This window comes from Ruegeria marina (assembly GCF_900101475.1).
Classification (GTDB): domain Bacteria; phylum Pseudomonadota; class Alphaproteobacteria; order Rhodobacterales; family Rhodobacteraceae; genus Ruegeria_B; species Ruegeria_B marina.
Genome location: NZ_FMZV01000005.1, coordinates 322,215 through 343,488, shown reverse-complemented (window position 1 = coordinate 343,488; position 21,274 = coordinate 322,215). Strand labels below are relative to the sequence as shown.

22 protein-coding genes are annotated in these 21,274 nt (G+C 64.8%); 16 read left to right on the top strand and 6 right to left on the bottom strand.

Going from position 1 to position 21,274, the window contains the following annotated elements; translation table 11 throughout:
• Positions 1–90 precede the first annotated feature (90 nt).
• From BLT75_RS10130 to pedF, 6 genes are all read right to left on the bottom strand, one after another.
• On the bottom strand, positions 91–882 hold the full coding sequence (locus BLT75_RS10130; protein WP_093029741.1) for an FAD binding domain-containing protein: 792 nt from the start codon (positions 880–882) through the stop codon (positions 91–93).
• A 91-nt stretch (positions 883–973) separates the two neighbouring features.
• The gene (locus BLT75_RS10125; protein WP_093029739.1) at positions 974–3,340 is read right to left on the bottom strand and encodes a xanthine dehydrogenase family protein molybdopterin-binding subunit; all 2,367 of its coding nucleotides are present in this window, start codon (positions 3,338–3,340) and stop codon (positions 974–976) included.
• A 50-nt stretch (positions 3,341–3,390) separates the two neighbouring features.
• Positions 3,391–3,861 carry a (2Fe-2S)-binding protein gene (locus BLT75_RS10120; RefSeq protein WP_093030448.1) on the bottom strand — a complete coding sequence of 157 codons (471 nt, stop codon included), beginning with the start codon at positions 3,859–3,861 and terminating at the stop codon, positions 3,391–3,393.
• Positions 3,862–3,911: 50 nt separating this feature from the next.
• A complete protein-coding gene (locus BLT75_RS10115) occupies positions 3,912–4,439 on the bottom strand; it encodes an SRPBCC family protein (protein ID WP_093030445.1) in 528 nt (175 codons plus the stop codon).
• Positions 4,440–4,538: 99 nt separating this feature from the next.
• Complete coding sequence (locus tag BLT75_RS10110) at positions 4,539–5,441, bottom strand: substrate-binding periplasmic protein (RefSeq protein ID WP_093030442.1); 903 nt, start codon at positions 5,439–5,441, stop codon at positions 4,539–4,541.
• A 14-nt stretch (positions 5,442–5,455) separates the two neighbouring features.
• Positions 5,456–6,130: a cytochrome c-550 PedF gene (gene pedF, locus BLT75_RS10105; protein WP_093030581.1), complete on the bottom strand. Its 675-nt coding sequence runs from the start codon at positions 6,128–6,130 to the stop codon at positions 5,456–5,458.
• Positions 6,131–6,282: 152 nt separating this feature from the next.
• On the opposite strand from pedF, the gene BLT75_RS10100 reads away from it, so the two are divergent.
• The 16 genes from BLT75_RS10100 (at position 6,283) to pqqE (ending at position 21,272) form a co-directional block, all read left to right on the top strand.
• Positions 6,283–7,464, top strand: coding sequence for an ABC transporter substrate-binding protein (locus BLT75_RS10100; RefSeq protein ID WP_093030439.1), 1,182 nt, complete (start codon positions 6,283–6,285; stop codon positions 7,462–7,464).
• 3 nt (positions 7,465–7,467) lie between these two features.
• On the top strand, positions 7,468–8,430 hold the full coding sequence (locus BLT75_RS10095; protein ID WP_093030437.1) for a YVTN family beta-propeller repeat protein: 963 nt from the start codon (positions 7,468–7,470) through the stop codon (positions 8,428–8,430).
• Between the two features lie 21 nt (positions 8,431–8,451).
• Positions 8,452–8,901 carry a cupredoxin domain-containing protein gene (locus BLT75_RS10090; RefSeq protein ID WP_093030434.1) on the top strand — a complete coding sequence of 150 codons (450 nt, stop codon included), beginning with the start codon at positions 8,452–8,454 and terminating at the stop codon, positions 8,899–8,901.
• The gene (locus tag BLT75_RS10085) at positions 8,898–9,617 is read left to right on the top strand and encodes an ABC transporter ATP-binding protein (RefSeq protein WP_093030431.1); all 720 of its coding nucleotides are present in this window, start codon (positions 8,898–8,900) and stop codon (positions 9,615–9,617) included. Before BLT75_RS10090 ends, BLT75_RS10085 begins: the two co-directional genes overlap by 4 nt.
• Positions 9,614–10,405, top strand: coding sequence for an ABC transporter permease (locus BLT75_RS10080; RefSeq protein WP_093030428.1), 792 nt, complete (start codon positions 9,614–9,616; stop codon positions 10,403–10,405). Before BLT75_RS10085 ends, BLT75_RS10080 begins: the two co-directional genes overlap by 4 nt.
• Before the next feature lie 67 nt (positions 10,406–10,472).
• A complete protein-coding gene (locus BLT75_RS10075) occupies positions 10,473–11,009 on the top strand; it encodes a tetratricopeptide repeat protein (protein WP_093030425.1) in 537 nt (178 codons plus the stop codon).
• Positions 11,010–11,124: 115 nt separating this feature from the next.
• Positions 11,125–11,538, top strand: a complete 414-nt coding sequence (locus BLT75_RS10070) for a c-type cytochrome (protein WP_093030422.1) — start codon at positions 11,125–11,127, stop codon at positions 11,536–11,538.
• A 414-nt stretch (positions 11,539–11,952) separates the two neighbouring features.
• Positions 11,953–13,725 carry a PQQ-dependent methanol/ethanol family dehydrogenase gene (locus tag BLT75_RS10065; protein WP_093030419.1) on the top strand — a complete coding sequence of 591 codons (1,773 nt, stop codon included), beginning with the start codon at positions 11,953–11,955 and terminating at the stop codon, positions 13,723–13,725.
• A 184-nt stretch (positions 13,726–13,909) separates the two neighbouring features.
• On the top strand, positions 13,910–14,614 hold the full coding sequence (locus tag BLT75_RS10060) for a response regulator (protein ID WP_245706451.1): 705 nt from the start codon (positions 13,910–13,912) through the stop codon (positions 14,612–14,614).
• Positions 14,615–14,643: 29 nt separating this feature from the next.
• Positions 14,644–15,813 (top strand): FIST N-terminal domain-containing protein, encoded by a 1,170-nt coding sequence (locus BLT75_RS10055; RefSeq protein WP_093030413.1) that lies wholly within the window; start codon positions 14,644–14,646, stop codon positions 15,811–15,813.
• 6 nt (positions 15,814–15,819) lie between these two features.
• Positions 15,820–18,048: a PAS-domain containing protein gene (locus BLT75_RS10050; RefSeq protein ID WP_093030410.1), complete on the top strand. Its 2,229-nt coding sequence runs from the start codon at positions 15,820–15,822 to the stop codon at positions 18,046–18,048.
• A 75-nt stretch (positions 18,049–18,123) separates the two neighbouring features.
• The gene (gene pqqA / locus BLT75_RS10045; RefSeq protein WP_093030407.1) at positions 18,124–18,234 is read left to right on the top strand and encodes a pyrroloquinoline quinone precursor peptide PqqA; all 111 of its coding nucleotides are present in this window, start codon (positions 18,124–18,126) and stop codon (positions 18,232–18,234) included.
• A gap of 26 nt (positions 18,235–18,260) precedes the next feature.
• Positions 18,261–19,148 carry a pyrroloquinoline quinone biosynthesis protein PqqB gene (pqqB, locus tag BLT75_RS10040; protein WP_093030404.1) on the top strand — a complete coding sequence of 296 codons (888 nt, stop codon included), beginning with the start codon at positions 18,261–18,263 and terminating at the stop codon, positions 19,146–19,148.
• Positions 19,145–19,870, top strand: a complete 726-nt coding sequence (pqqC, locus tag BLT75_RS10035) for a pyrroloquinoline-quinone synthase PqqC (RefSeq protein ID WP_093030401.1) — start codon at positions 19,145–19,147, stop codon at positions 19,868–19,870. The genes pqqB and pqqC overlap by 4 nt, the downstream gene beginning before the upstream one ends.
• Positions 19,867–20,187: a pyrroloquinoline quinone biosynthesis peptide chaperone PqqD gene (gene pqqD, locus BLT75_RS10030; protein ID WP_093030398.1), complete on the top strand. Its 321-nt coding sequence runs from the start codon at positions 19,867–19,869 to the stop codon at positions 20,185–20,187. Before pqqC ends, pqqD begins: the two co-directional genes overlap by 4 nt.
• On the top strand, positions 20,184–21,272 hold the full coding sequence (gene pqqE, locus BLT75_RS10025; protein WP_093030395.1) for a pyrroloquinoline quinone biosynthesis protein PqqE: 1,089 nt from the start codon (positions 20,184–20,186) through the stop codon (positions 21,270–21,272). Before pqqD ends, pqqE begins: the two co-directional genes overlap by 4 nt.
• The last annotated feature ends 2 nt before the right edge of the window (positions 21,273–21,274 follow it).

The following is a 21,274-nucleotide window of genomic DNA, read 5'->3' as shown; positions in this document are numbered from 1 at the left end:
GCCGCCAAGTGCCTGCCTTTTGTCCCGTGGGTCGCAAAAGCCCCCGCTTTTGGGCGGGGGCCTTCGGTTTTGGCTGTTTTTGCGTCCGGGTCAGGATGCGGCCTGGACGGCGCGGCGGGTCATCACGTTGACCAGATGGGCGCGGTAGGGTTTGGAGCCGTGCAGGTCGCCGATCATGCCGTCGGGGTCGACGGCGAGGTCCGTCAGCGCCGCGGGGGTGAAGCTCTGGTTCAGCGCCGCCTCGGCCTCGGACCAGCGGAACACCCCGTCCTCCGAGGCGCCGGTGACCGCCACCCGCACGCCATCGGCGTATTTCGCCACGAAGACCCCCACCAGGGCAAAGCGCGAGGCCGGCTGCACGAACTTCTGGTAATTCGCCGCCTCCGGCACCGGGAAGCGCACGCCGGTGATGATCTCGCCCTCTTCCAGCGCGGTGGTGAACAGGCCCTGGAAATAGTCATCCGCCGCGATCTCGCGCCGGTCGGTCACGATGGTCGCCCCCGATCCCAGCGCCGCCGCCGGGTAGCAGGCCGAGGGGTCGTTGTTGGCCAGGCTGCCGCCGATGGTGCCGCGATTGCGCACCGCCGGGTCGCCGATCCCCCCCGCGAGCGCCGCCAGCGCCGGGTAATGCGCCGCCGCCGCCCGCGCCACCTCGGCATGAGGGGTGCCGCCGCCCACCGAGACCGAGCCGTCGTCATTGACGCAGACGCCCTTCATCTCGGCGATGCCGCCCAGCGACACCAGCTTTTCCGGCGCCGCCAGCCGCTGCTTCAGCGTCGGGATCAGCGTCTGACCGCCTCCCAGCGCCTGCGCGCCTTCCGATGCCAGCGCCGCGACCGCCTCGGCCACGCTGCCAGGCCGCTCAAACTCGAAATTATACATCTCGCTCCTCCTCCAAGAGGCTCCGGGTCCCTGCCCTTTCCTCTTGCTGAAAATATCCCGGGGGTCCGGGGGGCAGCGCCCCCCGGCCGTCTCAGCCGTTCATCGCCGCCCAGACCCGCGACGGGCTCACCGGCATGTCGATATGCGCGACAGTCTTGCCGCCCGATTGCAGCGCGTCGATCACCGCGTTCACCACCGCCGGCGGGCTGCCGATGGCCCCGGCCTCGCCGCAGCCCTTCACCCCCAGCGGGTTGTGCGTGCAGGGCGTGGCGCAGGAATGATCCACCGCGTAGAACGGCACGTCATCGGCGCGCGGCATCGCGTAATCCATGTAGGACGCGCTGAGCAGCTGCCCGGTCTCCGGATCATAGGCGCAGTTCTCCAGCAGCGCCTGGCCGATCCCCTGGCCCAGGCCGCCATGCACCTGCCCCGACACGATCATCGGGTTGACGATATTGCCGAAATCATCCGCCGCGCTGAACCGCTCCACCGTCACCTTGCCGGTCTCGGGGTCCACCTCCACCTCGCAGGCATAGGCACCGGCCGGATAGGTGAAGTTCGATGGGTCGTAGAACGCCGTCTCCTCCAGACCCGGCTCGATATCCTCCAGCGGGTAGTTGTGCGGCACATAGGCCGCCAGCGTCACGTCGCCCCAGGCCACGGATTTATCCGTGCCCGCGACCGTGAACTGGCCGCCCTTCAGCTCGATATCGGCCTCCGAGGCCTCCATCAGATGCGCCGCGATCTTCTTCGCCTTGTTGATGATCTTCTCGGTCGCCCGCACCATCGCCGAGCCGCAGACCGCAAGGCTGCGCGAGCCATAGGTGCCCATGCCGAACGGGATCTTCGAGCTGTCGCCATGCACGATCTCGATCATGCTCTCGTCGATGCCCAGCATCTCGGCCACCACCTGCGGAAACGCCGTCTCGTGGCCCTGGCCGTGGCTGTGCGCCCCCACCATCACGCTGATGCTGCCGGTGGCGTTCACCCGCACCGTCGCCGCGTCGTAAAGACCCGCCCGCGCGCCCAGCTGCCCCACCAGGTTCGACGGCGCGATGCCGCAGGCCTCGATATAGCAGTTCACACCGAGGCCGCGCAGCTTGCCCTTGGCCTCGGACGCCGCCCGCCGCGCCGCAAAGCCCGCGATGTCCGCGATCTCTTCCAGCTTGTCCATCGTGGCGTTGTAATCGCCGGTGTCATAGACCACCGCGACCGGCGTCTGATAGGGGAACTCGGTCACGAAGTTCTGCCGCCTCAGCGCGATCGGGTCCACCCCCAGCTCGCGCGCCGCCTTGTCGATCACCCGCTCCAGCTGGAACGTCGCCTCGGGACGGCCCGCGCCGCGATAGGCATCCACCGGCACCGTGTTGGTGAACACCGCCTTCACGTTCACATAGATCAGCGGCGTCTTGTAATTGCCCGCCATCAGCGTCCCGTGCAGCCAGGTCGGCACCGAGGGTGCGAAGGTCGACAGGTACGCCCCCATGTTCGCCAGCGTCTCGGTCCGGATCGCGGTGAAATTGTTGTCCGCGTCCAGCGCCAGTTCGATCCTGGTCACATGGTCGCGCCCATGCGCGTCCGACATGAACGCCTCCGACCGCGACGAGGTCCACTTCACCGGCCGGTTGATCGCCTTGGCCGCGAAGGTGCAGAACGCCTCCTCGGCATAGTGGAAGATCTTCGAGCCGAAGCCGCCGCCCACGTCGGGCGCCACCACCCGCAGCTTGTGCTCGGGAATGCCCAGCACGAAGGCCCCCATCAGGAGCCGGATCACATGCGGGTTCTGGCTGGTGGTGTAGAGCGTCGACTCGCCCGTCGCCCGCGCATAATCGCCGATCGCCACCCGCGGTTCCATCGGGTTGGCCACCAGCCGGTTGTTCACCAGCTCCAGCGTCGTCACATGCGCCGCCGTGTCAAAGGCCGCGTCCACCGCCGCCTTGTTCTCCTCGACGAAACCCCAGTCGTAGCACAGGTTCGACGGCAGATCGTCATGCACCCTGGCCGCGTCCCCGGCCAGCGCCGCCTTCATGTCGACAACCGCCGGAAGCTCCTCGATCTCCACACCGATCGCCTCAGCCGCGTCCCGCGCCTGCTCGGCCGTGTCCGCCACAACCGCCGCGATCGGGTCGCCCACGTGCCGCACCTTGCCCTGCGCCAGCACCGGGTGCCCGGGCTCGGCCATCGGCTGGCCATGCCGGTCCGTCACCTGCCAGCCGCAGGGCAGACCGCCCACCCCCTCGAAATCGGCGCCGGTGAATATCCGCACCACCCCCGGCATCGCCGAGGCCGCCGCCGTGTCGATGCTCACGATCCGGCCATGCGCCACGTCCGAGCGCAGAAAATGCACGTAAGCCTGGCCGTGAATGTTGATGTCGTCGGTGTAATTGCCGGCGCCCGTCAGAAACCGCACGTCCTCGCGCCGTTTCGAACTCGCCCCGATGCCACTGTCCTTGGGCATGTCTCGTCTCCTCCCAGAAAAAGAATTTTCGCCGAAAATTCTCGGTCAGCCTATTCCGCCGCGATCCCGCTCACGTCCTGACCGGACGCCGCAAGAACCGCCTTGACGATGTTGTGATACCCCGTGCAACGGCACAGGTTCCCCTCCAGATGCGCCCGCACCTCAGCCTCGCTCGGCCGCGGATTGTCCTTGAGCAGCGCCGCCGCCGACATCACCATCCCCGGCGTGCAGAACCCGCACTGAAGCCCGTGATGATCCTGAAACGCCTGCTGCAGCGCGTTCAGCGTCCCGTCCGCCGCCGCCTGACCCTCGATCGTCCCGACCGAAGACCCAGACGCCTCCGCGGCAAGCATGTTGCACGACTTCACCGCAACACCGTCAACATGCACAACACAGGCCCCGCACTGACCCGTGTCACACCCAACATGCGTCCCCGTCAGCGAAAGATGATCCCGCAAAAACGTCGACAACAACGTCCGACCCTCAACCTCTCCACGGACCTGCCGCCCGTTGACACTCATCGAGATTTCCAAATTCCTATCCTCCCTGGATGTCCCGTTGATCTATTCCTTCAGCCCGTGATCACGCGCTTGAACCAACTCTTTTTCGCACCGCTCTCGGCGGCAGCTTCCCCGGCGCCTTCGGGCGTGTCCGTGGGGCCTTCGACGAATTCCTGGAACCGGGTAAAGAACTGATCCGCCATCTTGCGGGCGAACCCGTCGATGATGCGGCTGCCCAGTTGCGCCAGCTTGCCACCCACCTTGGCCTCGACCTGGTAGGTCAGCACGGTAGTTCCGTTCCCGCCCTCTTCGAGGCGGACATTGGCCGCCCCCTTGGCAAAGCCGGCCGCGCCGCCCTTGCCCTCGCCGCTCAGGGTCAGGCTTTCGGGTTCGACCATGTCCGACAGCGTCACCTTGCCCTTGAAGGTGGCCTTCACCGGGCCGACCTTCTGCACCACTGTGGCTTCGAAGCCCTCTTCGGGGCTACCGCTCATCTCCTGGCAGCCGGGGACGCATTGCTTCAGCACCTCGGGTGACAGAAGCGCCGCCCAGACCGTGGCGCGGTCTGCCGCGATGACCTTTGAATCGTTAAGTTCCATCGGATCCTTGTCTCCGTCTGTTGGGGACCACGCTACGCGGCGAGGCCGGATCGTTCCATTCGACCTTGGGCGTAGAAGCCGGGCCGTCGTGATCTGCCGTCAGCGCAGCGCCGGCGGCGTGAAGGTCAGACCGTAGCGGTTGAAGATCTCCGCGATCCGACCATCCTGCAGGCCGGCGGCGATCGCATCATCCACCGCATAGGCCAGCGGACGGTGCGAGAAATGCACGGCCAGGCCGATCGTCCATTTTCCTACGCTGAACCCGGGCAAGGGCGGAGTGTGCACGGCCACGCCGGCCTCCACCCCATGCTCCAGCTGCGCAAGGGGGCCCATTGCGGCCATCGTGTCGCCCTGTGTCAGACCCGCCATCGCGGCCTGCATCGTGGGATAACGCCGGATACTGCCGGCCAATTGCCCGCCCGGAAACGAGGTCAGGTAGAAATCGGCGATCGAGTCGTTCTCGACCGCCACCGTATCGAACCGGAAATAGGCCGGCACGGGCTTCTCGTCGGGATAGGCGGCCTCGCGATAGGCAATGGCCACCTGTTCCTCGTGGTACTGGCCGGTAAACACCACCTGTTCGACCCGGCAGGCAAAGTTGCTGTCATAGGGCACGTGCAGCATGACATTGGCCACGCGACCGCCGACCACCGGCCCTTTCCAGACCCAGTTGCGCAAGTCCGCATCCAGGTTCTCGCCCGCGACGACCAGGGTGAAGCGGGCCTCGACCCCGAGTTCCTCGGCGATGAGCCGGCCGATCTCGACATCCACGCCCCGGGCCTTGCCACCCTCTTCCCAGCTCCACGGCGGAAAATCCTCGTAGGCGGCGAACTCGATCCAGCCGCGCTCCTGGATCGTGTCCAGGTCGGCACCGACGAAATCGCGGCTGGCATTTTGCGGCCGGGCCTGCGGCACATGATCGGCGCAGCGCGTCTGGGCCAGAACCGGAAGCCCGGCGCAGATCGCGAGCACCGCCGCCACGGCCCGCAGGGGTGTCGTCATCGGCACGCCGGACCTCAGTGCGCGGCCGACAGACCGATGGTCAGCGCCTCGGCGGCGGCCACGAAATCGGGCGCATCGCCCGAAATCAGCGCCGCGGCGCGAGAGGCCGCGCTATCGGCAACCGGTGCTCCGGAAGCGGTCTCGACCTTGGCGGCGATTTCGGACAGTTCCGCCGACAATGCCGCGGCATCGCCGCCGCCTGCCGCCAACTCGTCGCGGATCTCCTTCAGTCGCGGCGTGTATTCATCCAGCGCGCCGTCATCGGGACGCGTCTCGATATAGGTCCGGATCGCCCAGGCGGCCTTCTGGCCCAGAAGATCGCCGAATCCGGGCATCTTGGTGATCCCGTTCTGGGTGTAGCCGTGACGGAACCGTTCGATGTACCACTCATCCCCGTATTCTGCGGCTTCCAGGTAACGCAGGTCCGGCGCCAGCCCGCCCGAGACCACGCCCAACCCATGACAGCGGGCGCAGTTCTGGTTGTACCCCGAATCCCCGATCTTGATCGCCGCCTGCCAGACCTCTTCGCCAGCGACCTCGGCCCGGTAGGGGTTTTCGATCAGCCATTCCTCGCCCACTTCGGGCAGGGCATCGGTATTGACGGGCTGCGGCGCCACATCGCCATGGGCACTGGCCATGCCGGCCCCCAGAACGATTGCCAGCGCGCCGCCCTTGATTGCGTCAATCATCATCTGTTCCTCCAGTATCCTCGCTCGGGTCCGGTGATACCGCCTGATTTTCCCTGCCGGTATTCGACCTTGGTTCCATGTGGCGGGAAACTTGGACTTTGGTCGAATAGGAACATGCCACCCGGCGACAATAACCTGCCCTACGGGAGAGGATGCAGACAATGAATTTCCTTGTAAAAAGCGCGGCTCTGCTGGCGTTCGGCACCATGGCCTGTGCGGCCCAGGCCGAAGCGATTCTGGCTGTCGGATATCTCAAGCAGGCGGTGGTCGCGCCGGCGGTTCTGTCGAACCTCGACCCGGTCCCCGAAACACTGGGCGTGGACGGTGCACGACTGGGGCAGGCCGACAACCAGAGCAGCGGCCGGTTCCTTGGCCACAGCTATGTTCTGGACGTCAGCGAAGTCGATCCCGGCGGCGATCTGCTGGCGGCAGCGCGCACGCTGCTGGCCACCTCGCCTTACCTGATCCTTGACGCGTCTGCGGACGATATCCTTCGCGTGGCCGATCTGCCCGAGGCGCAGGATGCGCTGATCTTCAACGCCTCGGCCCAGGAGACCCGTTTGCGTGATGCCGAATGCCGGAGGAACCTGTTCCACACCTTGCCCTCGGCTGCGATGCGCGCGGATGCACTAATGCAGGTGCTGATGGCCAAGCGGTTTTCCAGGCTGGCGCTGGTCGCGGGCGAACATCCGGCGGACCGTGCCTTTGCGGATGCCTTGCGGCGGTCGGCCGCCAAGTTCGGCCTGAAGATAACAGGCGAACGCGAATGGCGATTCGATGCCGACATGCGGCGCAACGCCAGCCAGGAAGTTCCGCTGTTCACACAGGACCTGCCCGAACACGACGTGCTTCTGATCGCCGACGAAACCAACGATTTCGGTCGCTATATTGCGTACAACACCTGGTTGCCGCGCCCTGTCGCCGGGTCTGAGGGAATGGTGCCGGTCGCCTGGAGCCGCGTGGTCGAACAATGGGGCGCGGCCCAGTTGCAATCCCGCTTCGTCAAGCTGGCAGGACGGGACATGAAGAACCGGGACTATGCCGCCTGGGCTGCAATGCGCGTTTTGGGCGAGGCATTGACCCGGACCGGCAGCACCGATCCCGCCCAACTGCGCGCCTATATCCTGTCGCCAGAGTTCGAACTGGCGGGGTTCAAGGGGCGACCGATGAGCTTTCGGCACTGGAACGGTCAGTTGCGGCAGCCGATCCCGCTGGTCACCGACCGCGCCGTGGTGATGCAGGCGCCGGTCGAAGGGTTCCTGCACCAGCGCAGCGAACTCGACACGCTGGGCATTGACCTGCCCGAATCCCGTTGCACCGCCTTCAAGGAGTGAGTGATGAGACTTGCCGTATCCCTGCTTGCCCTTGCGCTCGCGGCACCGTTGAGCGCCGAGGAAATCTGGGTCACCAACGAAAAGGATGACACAATCAGCGTGATCGACGTCGCGACGCTGGAGGTCGTGCGCACCATCCCGACCGGCGAACGCCCGCGCGGGATCACCTTTTCCAAGGATCACAGCCGGGTCTACATCTGCGCCTCGGACAGCGACACGGTGCAGGTGATGGACCCGGAGACGGGCGAGATCCTGCATGACCTGCCCTCGGGCGAGGATCCCGAGCAATTCGTGCTGCATCCCAACGACCGGCATCTCTACATCGCCAACGAGGATGATGCGATCACCACGGTCGTAGATACGGAAACACGCCGGGTCATCGCCCAGATCGATGTGGGCATCGAACCCGAAGGCATGGCGGTCAGCCCCGACGGCAAGATCGTCATCACCACGTCGGAAACCACCAACATGGCGCATTGGATCGACACCGAGACGCGCGAACTGTTTGCCAACACACTGGTGGATTCGCGCCCCCGCCACGCCGAATTCGTGCATGGCGGCACGGAACTCTGGGTCAGTTCCGAGATCGGCGGCACCATCACCGTGTTCGACGTGGCCAGCCAGGCCGAGAAGGCCAAGATCGCTTTCGAGGTCAGGGGCGTGCATCCCGACCGGGTACAGCCGGTCGGTTTTCGACTGACCGCCGACGAGAAGACCGCCTTTGTCGCGCTGGGCCCGTCCAACCATGTGGCGGTGGTCGATACCGCCACCTACGAGGTCCAGGATTACATCCTGGTGGGTCGGCGGGTCTGGCACATGGAATTCAACACCGACAAGTCGCTGCTGTTCACCACGAATGGCGTCTCGGGCGACGTGACGGTGATCGACGTGGCCCGCCGCGAGGCGATCAAGACCATCAAGGTGGGCCGCTTCCCGTGGGGGGCCGCGCTCCGGCCCGGCACGTGATCACAAGACAGGAGATCCGACATGAAGAAATCAACGGCATTCGCCGCCCTCCTTGCCATGGCCGCGCCTGTGGCAGTGCTGGCCGATGACGATGACAAGCCCGGTTTCGGCATGGCCGGCCTGCTGTCCGCCGGCAACAAGGAAGACCTGCCACCGGTGATCCTGTCGGCGGGCATGCCGCTGGCGGACGCGCCCTGGGAACTGAAATCGGGCACCTATTACGAGTTCGAGATCCAGGGCGATGGCAGCCAGGAACTGGCTCTGATCGGCCCGGAGTTCTTCCGTGCCATCTGGATCGACGAGATCGTGGTCGAAGGGCTGGAAATCCGCCCTCTCGGCCTCGACTCGATCGAATTCGACGAAGCGGGCGAGATGGAAATCGGGTTTGTCGCGATCAAGCCGGGCAGCTATTACCTGAAAGTGCCGGGCAGTACCGGAGAGACACAGAGGCTGGAGATCACCATCAAGTGACAGGATTGTCGATCTGCAACCTGAGCTACAGCTACGGGACACGACGGGCACTGGATGATGTGAGCTTCGATGTGGGCGCCGGCCAGTTTGCCGCGCTGCTCGGGCCCAATGGTGCAGGCAAATCGACTTTGTTCTCTCTGCTGACACGGCTCTTTGCAGCGCCGGACGGGCGGATCGAAATTGACGGCCACGATCTTGCGCGCGCGCCACGCGCCGCGCTTGCCAGAATCGGGGTCGTCTTTCAGCAGCCGACACTGGACCTGGATCTCTCGGTGATGCGCAACCTGACCTATTTCGCGGCGCTGCACGGCCTTTCCGGCCGAGCGGCCCGCAGCCGGATCGAAGCCGCGCTGGAGCGGCTCGGTATGGCCGAGCGCGCGCATGAACGGGTGCGCGACCTGAACGGTGGCCACCGGCGGCGGACCGAGATCGCGCGCTGCCTGATCCATTCGCCTTCGGTTCTGCTGCTTGACGAACCTACTGTGGGGCTTGACGCCGCCAGCCGAAAGGCGATCACCGACCATGTACATGACCTGTCGCGCGACATCGGGCTCACGGTACTATGGGCCACGCATCTGACAGACGAGATCAAGGATGACGACCGGTTGCTGATCCTTCACCGGGGACGCTTGTTGCAAAACGGGTTCGCTGGCGATTTGCGAGGTCCGCTTCCGTTGCAGGAACATTTCTTGATGCGGACCGCAGAGCAGCGATGACCCATGCCCTTGTCGCCCTGAACGCCATTGTCCTGCGCGAGGCACAACGTTTCGTCCAGCAGCGAGGGCGGTTCGTGGCGGCACTGGTACGGCCGCTGATCTGGCTTCTGGTCTTTGCCGCCGGTTTCAGGGCCGCGCTGGGCCTGTCGATCGCCCCACCCTACCAGACCTACATCACTTACGAGGTCTACATCGTGCCGGGTCTCTGCGGCATGATCCTGCTGTTCAACGGGATGCAGTCGAGCCTCAGCCTGGTCTACGACCGCGAAATGGGCTCGATGCGCCTGCTGCTCACTGCACCATTGCCGCGATGGTGGCTGCTGTTCTGCCGGCTCGTCGCATCGACGGCGATCTCGATCCTGCAGGCCTATACCTTTCTGGCGGTGGCGGCGGCATTCGGGATCCGAATGCCGGCCAGCGGATATATCGCGGTGCTGCCGGCGCTTGCGATCACGGGAATCATGCTGGGTGCCCTGGGGCTGGCGTTGTCCTCGCTGATCAAGCAACTCGAAAACTTCGCCGGGGTGATGAACTTCGTCATTTTCCCGATGTTCTTCCTGTCGACCGCGCTCTACCCCCTGTGGAAGATGGCGGAAAGCTCGACCCTGCTGCGCGATATCTGCGCGGTGAACCCCTTCAGCCACGCCGTCGAGTTGATCCGCTTTGCCCTGTACGGCCAGTTCAATGCAGGGGCGCTCGGCTGGACGGCGCTCGCGGGCATTGTCTTCTTTCTGCTTGCGGTATGGGGATATGACCCGGCGCGCGGCCTGCTTCGACGCAAGGGATGACGGACGCACCGCCGGGGATGCGCCCGGGCCCCGATTCTGATAGGCTCGGTCGAAGAGGAGACCTGCGATGATCCGGAAGACCGCCCTGTTCGCCCTGCTGGCCAGCCCGCTTGCGGCCGAGGACCTCAGCCAGTACGGATCGCTCAACCCCGACGAGATGACCCTCTCGCGCGAGGTGGAGCGCGCCGCGGAGGGACAGACCGGCATGGTGACCTGTGCCATGGGCTACCTGATCACCAAGAAAGGCGATCACGCGGATGCCCGCACCGTCTTCGAGGCCTGCGCCGAGGCGGGCTATACCGGGGCAATGACCTGGATGAGCCAGATGGAGAACAACGGGCTTGGCGGTGAATATAATCCTGATTCCGCCGCCGAATGGGACCGCCGCGCCGCCGAGGCGGGCGATCCCGTGGGCAAGTTCAACTACGGGCTGGCCCTGATCCGGGGGCACGGGGTTTCGCAGGACAGCGCCCTGGGGAAGAGATTGGTGGACGAGGCCGCGCGCGAGGGGCTGGACGTGGCCCGGCGCTTGCAGGCAGCGGGCTATGATCCGGACGAGGTCACGCCCGACGCGGACAACTGGAAATACGCCCCGCTGTTCTGATCCGCCTGCGCCTTACGACGAAAGCACAAATGCAATCGGGACGGACGGCTGCTAGGTTGAGCCCGGAAACGCGCGATAGGGACCGCTTTTGCGGACACGTCATTAGGAGACACAGATGAAATTCGTCCCCTTCGCGCTGGGGGCGTTGTTCCTGGCAACGCCTTGTCTGGCCGAATCCGAAGCCACTTTCGAAAAGATAAAGATCGACGCGGGCGCCGCGCTCTACGATGCCGAGTGCCGTCGCTGCCATGCCTCGGACACAGCGCACGACAGCTATGGCCCGCCGCTGGAAAACGTGATCGGGCGCGGTGCCGGCACTTATCCTGACTACGACTACTCGATCGCGCTGGAGGCATCCGGCATCGTCTGGACGCCGGCGGCGCTGCGGGCCTGGATGGAGGACAACAGCGGCTTCATGCCCGGCACCAAGATGCGCCATGTGGGCATCGAGGATCGCACGGTACAGGATTTCATCCTGGCCTATCTGGCCAGCATCTCGGATCGCGATCCGAGCAAGATATCCGAGTAGACCGCCTCGGAAAGCCGGGTCCGCCCTAGTCTCGGCGGGTCCGGCACTGTTGGCCGCGGCGCTCTTGGACGACCAGAGAGGGCTGCCAGTGCGACTCGGGACCAGCCGGGTGCAGGTGACCAGGCCGAATCGGGCGCAGGGCGCCCTCCGGGGACGGGATACCACGAGGCTGCATTCGATCTCGTGCAGCACGCCCCCGGCCGGTTCCCGTCGACTGCAAGGCGTCGAGAGAAACTGATTGCCCGAATGCGGCGTCGGTCCAGATCGCGAAACAGCATGGATTGACCTTTGGGCAACCCTCCTACGACCTTTGTGCAATTTCGCGGAAACGTGAAGGTTCCAATAATGATGACCAGCCAAACGCCCAGTCTTGCGGGGTGGTCAGGCTTGGAGAGGATGCAAGGGAGGAATACGATGAACCGTTTCATCATGGCCGCGGCTGCGGGTCTGATTGCCGCCACTGGCTGGCAGTCCGGCGCTCAGGCCGGCGTCACCGAGGAAGACCTGGCCCAGGACCAGGCAAATACCAGCAGCGTGCTGACCAATGGCATGGGTCGCCACCTGCAACGCTACAGCCCGCTGGAAACGCTGAACAAGGACAACGTCAAGAACCTGATGCCCGCCTGGGCCTTCAGCCTTGGCGGCGAGAAGCAGCGCGGCCAGGAAACCCAGCCGCTGGTGCATGACGGGATCATGTACATCACCGGCTCCTACAGCCGCCTCTATGCCATCGACGTCAAGACCGGCGATGAGATCTGGCAGTACGACGCCCGGCTTCCCGAAGGCATCCTGCCCTGCTGCGACGTGATCAACCGAGGCGCCGCGATCTACGGCGACAAGATCTATTTCGGCACGCTGGACGCACGCATCGTGGCGCTGGACCTCAAGACCGGCGATGTGGTCTGGAACAAGAAGATCGCCGACTACAAGGCCGGCTATTCCTACACCGCCGCGCCGCTGATCGTGAAGGGGCTGGTGATCACCGGCAATTCGGGCGGTGAATTCGGCATCGTCGGCGAAGTGCAGGCCCGCGACGCCGAAACCGGAGAAATGGTCTGGACCCGTCCCGTCATCGAAGGCCACATGGGCACGTTGAACGGCCAGGAAAGCACCATGACCGGCACGCTGAACGCGACCTGGCCGGGCGACATGTGGAAGACCGGCGGCGGCGCAACCTGGCTGGGCGGCTCGTATGACATCGAGACCGACACGCTGGTGTTCGGCGCGGGCAACCCCGCCCCGTGGAACAGCTGGCTGCGCGATGCCGGCCAGAAGAACGACGGTTCGGGCGACAACCTCTACGCCGCCAGCCGGATCGGCATCAATCCCGACAATGGCGAGATCAAGTGGCATTTCCAGACCACTCCGCGCGAAGGCTGGGACTATGACGGCGTCAACGAAATGGTCGCCTATACCGACCGCGACGGCAACAAGCGCTGGGCCACCGCCGACCGCAACGGGTTCTTCTACGTTCTGAACCGCGAGGACGGCAAGTTCGTGCGCGGCGTGCCCTTCGTCAAGGACATCACCTGGGCCTCGGGCCTTGATGAGAACGGCCGCCCGATCTTCAACGAGGACAACCGCCCCGGCGACCCGGCGGCCGCAGCCGACGGCGCCAAGGGCGAGGTGATCTTCGCATCCCCGTCCTTCCTGGGTGGCAAGAACTGGATGCCGATGGCCTTCAGCCAGCGGACCGGCAACTTCTACGTGCCTTCGAACGAATGGGGCATGGATATCTGGAACGAGCCGATCACCTACAAGAAGGGCGCGGCCTATCTGGGCGCGGGTTTTACCATCAAACCGAACTACGAGGACCACATCGGCAGCCTGAAGGCGATCGACCCGGATACCGGCGAGCTGAAGTGGGAATTCAAGAACGACGCGCCGCTGTGGGGTGGCGTCATGACCACCGCGGGCGGCCTGGTTTTCACCGGCACCCCCGAGGGCAAGTTCATCGCCTTTGATGACGAAACCGGCGAGATCCTGTGGTCCTTCCAGACCGGTTCGGGCATCGTGGGTCAGCCCATCACCTGGGAAATGGACGGCGAGCAGTATGTCTCGGTCATCTCCGGCTGGGGCGGCGCGGTGCCGCTGTGGGGTGGCGAGGTCGCCAAGAAGGTGAACTACCTCAACCAGGGTGGCACACTCTGGACCTTCAAGCTGCCCAGACAGCTGGCCTCGAACTGATCCCGAGACCGCCTTTTCCGACAATCGGGCGCGCGCCTATCCGGGCGCGCGCCTTCGTTTTGGCCACCGAACCGGCTTTGCAAATGCGATTCTGAGACCAACCCGGGCATTCGACCTTTGGCCAATGGCCTTTCTCCCCCGCCTTGCTACACTTTACCGGACACCTCTAGTAATGGCCGGACACATGCAGACCCCGCCCCTCAAATCCGCCGCAAAGACGTTTCAAAAGGCGCTGATCGTGGACGATCATCCTCTTTTCTGCGACGCGCTGTCGATGACGCTGCAGGCGGTGTCATGCATCAGGACCGTGGAGACGGCCGCCCGGCTGGAGGATGCGCTGGAGCTTCTGGCCGACATGTTCCGGCCGGACCTCGTGATCCTCGACCTCAACCTGCCCGATGTCGAGGGGCTGGACGGGCTCGTGCGGATCAGGACCGCGGCCCGCGTTCCCGTGGTGGTGGTGTCCTCGATCACCGACAACCGGGTTATCTCGGGCGTGATCAGCGCGGGTGCTTCCGGGTTCGTGCCGAAACATTCCCAACGCGGCGTGTTCCGCCAGGCCATCGACAAGGTGGCCGCCGGTGGCGTCTTCACCCCCGAAGGTTTTGTCCATCTCTCGGGGGGCAGCGATGAAGGACCGGACGTAGACGATGCGCTGGAACGCCTTTCGGCCCTGACCAACCAGCAGGCCCGTATCCTGCAACTGGTCTGCGAGGGCAAGCTGAACAAGCAGATCGCCTATGACCTGTCGATCGCGGAAACCACGGTCAAGGCACATGTCACCGCGATCATGCGCAAGCTGGGGGTCCAGAGCCGCACCCAGGCGGTGCTGATCGCAAAGAAGACCAGTTTTGCGAGTTTCTTGCCAGAAGGCCAGAAACCGGCGTAACCTGTAGGCAGGTTGCAAGGGAGGAGCGCTTGGACCTAAAACCGGGTCCGGTTCGCGCGGCTCAGACCGCGCCTCAAGTGTTGCGCACCACATCGGTGCGCCACGATCATCCGCATGCAATCGAGTATATCGCCAGCCAGATCGACCGGGGCGACCTGGAACTCGTCATCCTTCTGGTTTCGCACGTGGCCGACTTTGACACCCTGCTGCGTGCCGCCGGCGAGATCCTGCCCGGCACCGTGGTTGTGGGTTGCTCCACTGCCGGCGAGATTTCCGCCGATGGCTATGCCGATGGAGAAATTGTCGCCATCGGTCTGCCTCGCGAAAACTTTCGGGCCCGCGCGACTCTGATCCCCGACCTCGCCGACTATGATGCGCAAACGATCATCGACCGCATGATCCAGACCAGGAACGACCTGGCCATGGCACGCCCGGACTGGAATCACGAGTTCAACTTCATGTTGATCGACGGTCTCTCGACACTCGAAGACCGGCTGGTCTCGGATCTGGCGATGGGCCTGGGCCCGGTTCCCCTTTTCGGAGGTTCGGCCGGCGACGGTGAAACCTTCACGGAAACCCGCGTGTTCTTCGAGGGGCAAGCCCATGCCAACGCCGCCGTCCTGATGCAGGTGCGGACCCGTTGTCCGATCCAGGTTTTCAAGACCGACCACCTGATCCCGTCGGACCAGCGCATGGTGGTCACCGGGGCCACTCCCGAACTGCGCACGGTGCACGAGATCAACGCCGAACCCGCGGCGCGCGAATACGCGCGTATCCTGGGCAAGGACCCGGAACAATTAACCACCTTCACCTTCGCCGCCCATCCCGTCGTGGTGCGGATCGGCGGGCAGCATCACGTCCGTTCCATCCAGCGCGTCGCCGAAAACGGCGACCTCGTGTTCTTTTCGGCCATCGACGAAGGCCTGGTCCTGACCCTAGCCCAGGCGCGTGACATGCGCGAACACCTGCGCGAGGAACTGGCGCGGCTGTCCTCCAACCGGCGACCCTCGGTCATCCTGGGGTGCGACTGCCTGTTGCGGCGTCTCGAAGCACAGGAAAACCAGGTGATCGGCGCGCTGTCGGAAATCCTGCGGGAAAACAACGTGATCGGATTTTCGACCTATGGCGAACAGTTCAACTCGATGCACGTCAACCAGACTTTGACGGGTGTCGCCATCTATCCACCCGAAGAGCAGTGATCCGTGATGCCAGCCAGTCTTTTGAATCCCAACGACAGTGCGGAAAGGCAGATAGAGAAACTGGTCAAGATCAACGGTGCCCTGATGCGCCGTGTCGAACAGGCCACCGATGTCTCCGGGGCGGCCTATGCCCAGTTCGAGCGCGCGGCTTTGCTGGAGGAAGAGGTCCGCAACCGCACCCGCGACCTCGAACATGCGCTCGACCTGCTGAACGAATCGAATGCCCGGCTGGCCGAAGCCAATCGCGCCACCGAAGAGGCCCGGTCCAACCTGGCCAATGCGATCGAAACGGTGCAGGAGGGTTTTGCCCTGTTCGATCCCGACGAACATCTGGTCATGTGCAACTCGCGCTTCGGCCTGCACATGCCCGATATCCGGGACCGGTTCCGCCCCGGCATCACCTTTCGTCAGTACGTGGATCTGGTCAGCGGCTCCCAATACCTTTCGCTGCCCGAGAACATGAACCCGGCCGATTGGGCCGCGCGCCGCATGAAACGGCACCAGGACGATCACGTGATCTTCAATGTGCGCATGGTCGGCAGCCGCTGGGTCCAGGTCAGCGAACACCGGACACCGGATGGCGGCACGGTGATCCTGCAGACCGATGTCAGCGACATCATGCGGCTCGAGCGGCAGGAGCGTGAACGGATGCTCGATGACCAGGCCCGTCTGGTCCGCGCAACGCTGGAACATCTGGATCAGGGCGTGTGCATCTTCGACAATCAGGCCCGTCTCGCCGGATGGAACCAGCGAGTGGGCGCGATGCTGTCGATCCCTGCCCGCAAATTCTCGATGGGAACGCGGTTCTTCACCCTGTTCGAGGGATTCGCGCAGGGCTCATCCTATTCCAGTGGCATCACCGAGTCGGATATCCGCGACTGGATCACCACCAGCGACAGTCGCCCTCCGATCAGTTTCGAGATCCAGCAGGGACAGAACAAGACGCTGGCGGTGCATGCCCAGGAGATGCCCGACAAGGGGTTCGTGATCTCGTTCACCGACGTCTCGGCCGAACGCGCCGCGGTGCGCGCCATCCAGCAGGCCAACGAACTGCTCGAGGCGCGGGTGGCCGAGCGGACCCTGGAGCTGGCCGACGCCCTGACCGAGGCGGAACGGGCCAACGCCTCGAAGTCGCGCTTTGTCGCCGCCGCAAGCCACGACCTGCTGCAGCCTTTGTCTGCGGCCAAACTGTACATGGCCTCGATCGAACCCGGTCAGGATGCCGAACGGCTCCACCAGATCGCCGAAAAGGCCCGCCGCTCGCTCGACAGCGTCGAAACCATCCTGGAAGCGCTCCTGGACATTTCAATGCTGGACTCGGGCAAGGCCGAGGTCCATCGCGCGCCTGTCCCGCTTGGCGTGATCCTGACCCAGCTTGCCGAGGAACTGGGTCCGACCGCGCGCGCCAAGGGATTGGAACTGAAGGTCGTTGCGACCAGCGCAATCGTCCTGTCCGACGCAACCTATCTGCGCCGGATCGCCCAGAATCTGATCGGCAACGCAATCCGCTATACCCGGACCGGAAAGATCGTGGTCGGCGCCCGCAGGCGCAGCAAATCCGTCCGCCTCGAAGTCTGGGATACGGGGCCGGGCATCCACCCGGAGCAGCGCGACGTCATCTTCCGCGAATTCCAACGGCTCGAAACGGCCGCCTCGGCCGCCGAAGGCATGGGGCTGGGGCTGGCCATCGTCGAGCGTGCCTGCGCCTTGCTGGGACACCCGCTGGACCTCGTATCCAGTGTGAACCGCGGCTCGGGCTTTCTGGTGGAACTGGCGCTTGCCCCTGCACCGGACTTCACCGCGCTGAGCCGCAGGCGCACCCCGCCTGATACCACGCCGGGCCTGGACGGGCTGATCGTGCTGCTGGTGGAGAATGATGCCGAATTGCGCAATGCCCTGACCATTGCGCTGGAAAACTGGGATGTCTGCGTACTGCCGACCTCGGACGCGACCGAGGCGCTGGAACTGATCAGGGACGAAGGAATCCATCCCGACGCGATCATCGCGGACCTGCAACTGGACAAAGGTGAGCTGGGCACCGATCTTCTGTCCGATATCCGCGCACATCTGGGTCCGGTTCCCTCCTGCATCATCACGGCATCCCGCTCCCCGGCGGTGATCGACACTTGCGTCCGGCACGGCTGGCAGCTGTTCCACAAGCCGGTCGCTCTGGATACGCTGCGCAACTTTCTGACAACTGCGGCAAGAACCGGTGCCGGGACCTGCGGACATTAGACCAAAGAAGCATTGGCCTGCGACCGAGTGTCAATTATCGTGATCCGAAGACAACCATCCATTGGAGGAGTAAAGATGGCTTGGACTGCCCCGAAGCTTCGTGAAGTCAACTGCGGCATGGAAATCAACATGTACGCCCCTGCAGAGGATGAAGGCGGCCGCGGGGCCGACCCGATCCTGTTCTGATCGTCCCGCCGCGGAGGCCCTGACAGATGCGTATTCTTGTCTTGGGTGCCGCGGCCGGCGGAGGCCTACCGCAGTGGAACTGCGGCTGCGTCAACTGTGTTGACGCGCGCGCCGGTCGGCTCAAGCCGTCCGGCCAATCTTCGTTGGCGGTCTCTGCGGACGGTCGCCAATGGTCGATCCTGAACGCCTCGCCCGACATTCGGCAACAATTGCAGGACAGCCCTGCCCTGCATCCGCGCGGGTTGCGCGGCAGCCCGATCGCGTCCGTCCTGGTCACCAATGGCGATATCGACCATATCGCCGGCCTGCTGTCGCTGCGCGAGCAGACGCCGTTTGTCCTTTGCGCCACCCGCGAAATCCATGCGGTACTGGACGGCAACCGCATCTTCGACGCGGTCTCGCGTGAAAAGGTGCGCCGCCATCCGGTCGCGCTCGACCAGCCATTCGACCTGCACGACGGGTTGGAGGCGATGCTGTTCGCTGTTCCCGGCAAGGTGCCGCTCTTCATGGAAGGCGACGTGGTGGATACCAGCCTCGTAGGCGAACAGACCGTGGGCGTCCGGCTCAGTGACGGCCGGGCGGTGGTCTACTACATTCCCGGCTGCGCCCATGTGCCCGACGACCTTCTGGCACGGCTTGGCGACGCCGATCACCTGCTGTTCGACGGAACCCTCTGGGACGATGACGAGATGATCCGAAGCGGCACCGGCACCAAGACCGGCCGCCGGATGGGCCATATCTCTATCTCGGGACCAGACGGCTCCATTGCCCGGCTTGCCGGGGTCGAAGCCGGCAAGACCTTCATCCATATCAACAACACCAACCCCGTCTGGCGTCCGGACCGCCCCGAAAGGGCGCATGTACTGGCCCAGGGCTGGCAGGTCGCCGAAGACGGACTGGAGATCGTCACATGAGCCGCGAAAGCCTGGAAGCGCGCCTGCGCGCCATCGGAGCGGAACGCTACCACGACAAGCATCCGTTTCACCACAAGCTGCACAGCGGCGGCTGCACCCCCGATCAGGTGCGCGCCTGGGTTATCAACCGCTGGGCCTACCAGGCCGCCATCCCGATGAAGGACGCGGCCTTCATGTCGCGCTGCGACGATCCCGACATCCGCCGCGAGTGGCGCTCGCGGATCGAGGATCACGACGGAGGCGTCGACGAGGGCGGCGGGCTGCGCCGCTGGCTGAAACTGGCCGAGGCGGTGGGGCTGGATCCCGATTACGTGGCCTCGGGCCGGGGCATCCTGCCCGCGACCCGCTTCGCGGTCGAGGCTTATGTCCACTATGTGCGCGAAAAGCCATTGCTACAGGCGGTGGCCTCGTCGCTGACCGAGCTTTTCGCCCCGAAGATCCATGAAAACCGGATCGAGGGCCTGCTGAAACACTATGATTTCGCCAATGACAGCAGCCTCAGCTATTTCCGCAAACGCCTGACCGAGGCACCCAAGGAAGTGGCCTATGGGCTGAAATGGGTGCTGGATCACGCCGACACGCCCGAGAAGGAGGACATGGCCTGCGCCGCGCTGATCTTCAAGACCGACGTGCTCTGGGCCCAGCTCGACGCGCTCTGGGGCGCCTATGTGGACGGTCACCTGCCCCCCGGCGCCTGGCGTCCCGGCGAGGGCATGACATGAGCCTGACCATCGCCGAAAGCGACCGCACTTGCACGTTGGCCATCGCCGACAGCGACCGGCCCTATCTTCCGCGCGGCGTGCGCCTAAAGGCAGACAAGGTCCGCGGCGGAACGGTCCTGCTGGCGCCGGAAAAGGCGGTGGCGCTGGACGCGATCGGCGAGGCCATCCTGAGCCGGGTGAACGGGCAGGCCCGCCTTGGCGAGATCATCGACGATCTCGCCGCCACCTACAATGCGCCGCGCGAGCAGATCGCCGGTGATGTGCAGGTATTTCTCCAGGGCTTGCGGGCCCGCGTCTTCCTTCAGGTGAAGTCATGACCGTACCGCCCCCCATCGCGATGCTGGCCGAGCTGACCCATCGCTGCCCGCTGTCCTGCCCCTATTGCTCGAATCCGGTCGCCTTGCAGGGACGCCAGTCAGAACTGGATACCGCCACCTGGGCCGATGCGTTCCAGCAGGCCGCCGAACTGGGTGTCCTGCAACTGCACCTCTCGGGGGGCGAGCCGGCCTCGCGCCCTGATCTGGTGGACCTGACACGCGCCGCCCGCGAGGCCGGGCTTTACACGAATCTCATCACCAGCGGCATCGGCCTGACCCCGAAACGGCTCGATGCGCTGGAGGCAGTCGGGCTGGATCATGTCCAGCTCTCGCTGCAGGGCACCCATGCCGACCTGGCCGACCGCATCGGCGGTTATAAGGGCGGTTTCGCCCGCAAGATGGCAGTGGCGCAGGAGATCAGGGATCGCGGCATTCCCCTAACGCTGAACGCCGTGATGCATCGCCAGAACCTCGACGATCTGGACCGGACCATCGAGATGGCGGTTGAACTGGGCGCACGGCGGCTGGAGGTCGCCTGTGTGCAATTCCATGGCTGGGCGACCCTGAACCGGGCGGCCCTGCTGCCGACCCGCGAACAGACCGAGGCCACCAAGCGCAAGGTGGCCGAGGCCGAGGCACGTCTGCGCGGGGTGCTGGCCTTCGATTTCGTGCCACCGGACTACTACTCGGACTTTCCGAAATCCTGCATGGGGGGCTGGGGCAGCACGGGGCTCAACATCGTCCCCGACGGCAAGGTCCTGCCATGCCATGCGGCCGAGACCATCCCGCATCTGCAGTTCGACCGGATCACCGACCGGCCCCTGCGCGAGATCTGGTATGACAGCCCGGCCTTCAACGCTTATCGCGGCACCGATTTCCTGCCCGAGACCTGCCGCAGTTGCGAACGGGTCGGCATCGACTTTGGCGGCTGCCGCTGCCAGGCCCTGGCGATTGCCGGCGATGCGGCGGCGACAGATCCGGTCTGCCGCAAGTCGCCCGATCACCATCGGGTCACAGCGTTGCTGGACGAGGCGATGCGCGACGCGGACGGTGCCGATTTCACCTATCGTGTCGCGCCCCGCTAGGC

Bases quoted from the DNA above. Each gene is read 5' to 3' on its own strand.
- BLT75_RS10130 (WP_093029741.1), bottom strand. From the start codon at position 882: ATGTATAATTTCGAGTTTGAGCGGCCTGGCAGCGTGGCCGAGGCGGTC.
- BLT75_RS10125 (WP_093029739.1), bottom strand. From the start codon at position 3,340: ATGCCCAAGGACAGTGGCATCGGGGCGAGTTCGAAACGGCGCGAGGAC.
- BLT75_RS10120 (WP_093030448.1), bottom strand. From the start codon at position 3,861: ATGAGTGTCAACGGGCGGCAGGTCCGTGGAGAGGTTGAGGGTCGGACG.
- BLT75_RS10115 (WP_093030445.1), bottom strand. From the start codon at position 4,439: ATGGAACTTAACGATTCAAAGGTCATCGCGGCAGACCGCGCCACGGTC.
- BLT75_RS10110 (WP_093030442.1), bottom strand. From the start codon at position 5,441: ATGACGACACCCCTGCGGGCCGTGGCGGCGGTGCTCGCGATCTGCGCC.
- pedF (WP_093030581.1), bottom strand. From the start codon at position 6,130: ATGATTGACGCAATCAAGGGCGGCGCGCTGGCAATCGTTCTGGGGGCC.
- BLT75_RS10100 (WP_093030439.1), top strand. From the start codon at position 6,283: ATGCAGACAATGAATTTCCTTGTAAAAAGCGCGGCTCTGCTGGCGTTC.
- BLT75_RS10095 (WP_093030437.1), top strand. From the start codon at position 7,468: ATGAGACTTGCCGTATCCCTGCTTGCCCTTGCGCTCGCGGCACCGTTG.
- BLT75_RS10090 (WP_093030434.1), top strand. From the start codon at position 8,452: ATGAAGAAATCAACGGCATTCGCCGCCCTCCTTGCCATGGCCGCGCCT.
- BLT75_RS10080 (WP_093030428.1), top strand. From the start codon at position 9,614: ATGACCCATGCCCTTGTCGCCCTGAACGCCATTGTCCTGCGCGAGGCA.
- BLT75_RS10075 (WP_093030425.1), top strand. From the start codon at position 10,473: ATGATCCGGAAGACCGCCCTGTTCGCCCTGCTGGCCAGCCCGCTTGCG.
- BLT75_RS10070 (WP_093030422.1), top strand. From the start codon at position 11,125: ATGAAATTCGTCCCCTTCGCGCTGGGGGCGTTGTTCCTGGCAACGCCT.
- BLT75_RS10065 (WP_093030419.1), top strand. From the start codon at position 11,953: ATGAACCGTTTCATCATGGCCGCGGCTGCGGGTCTGATTGCCGCCACT.
- BLT75_RS10060 (WP_245706451.1), top strand. From the start codon at position 13,910: ATGCAGACCCCGCCCCTCAAATCCGCCGCAAAGACGTTTCAAAAGGCG.
- BLT75_RS10050 (WP_093030410.1), top strand. From the start codon at position 15,820: ATGCCAGCCAGTCTTTTGAATCCCAACGACAGTGCGGAAAGGCAGATA.
- pqqA (WP_093030407.1), top strand. From the start codon at position 18,124: ATGGCTTGGACTGCCCCGAAGCTTCGTGAAGTCAACTGCGGCATGGAA.
- pqqB (WP_093030404.1), top strand. From the start codon at position 18,261: ATGCGTATTCTTGTCTTGGGTGCCGCGGCCGGCGGAGGCCTACCGCAG.
- pqqC (WP_093030401.1), top strand. From the start codon at position 19,145: ATGAGCCGCGAAAGCCTGGAAGCGCGCCTGCGCGCCATCGGAGCGGAA.
- pqqD (WP_093030398.1), top strand. From the start codon at position 19,867: ATGAGCCTGACCATCGCCGAAAGCGACCGCACTTGCACGTTGGCCATC.
- pqqE (WP_093030395.1), top strand. From the start codon at position 20,184: ATGACCGTACCGCCCCCCATCGCGATGCTGGCCGAGCTGACCCATCGC.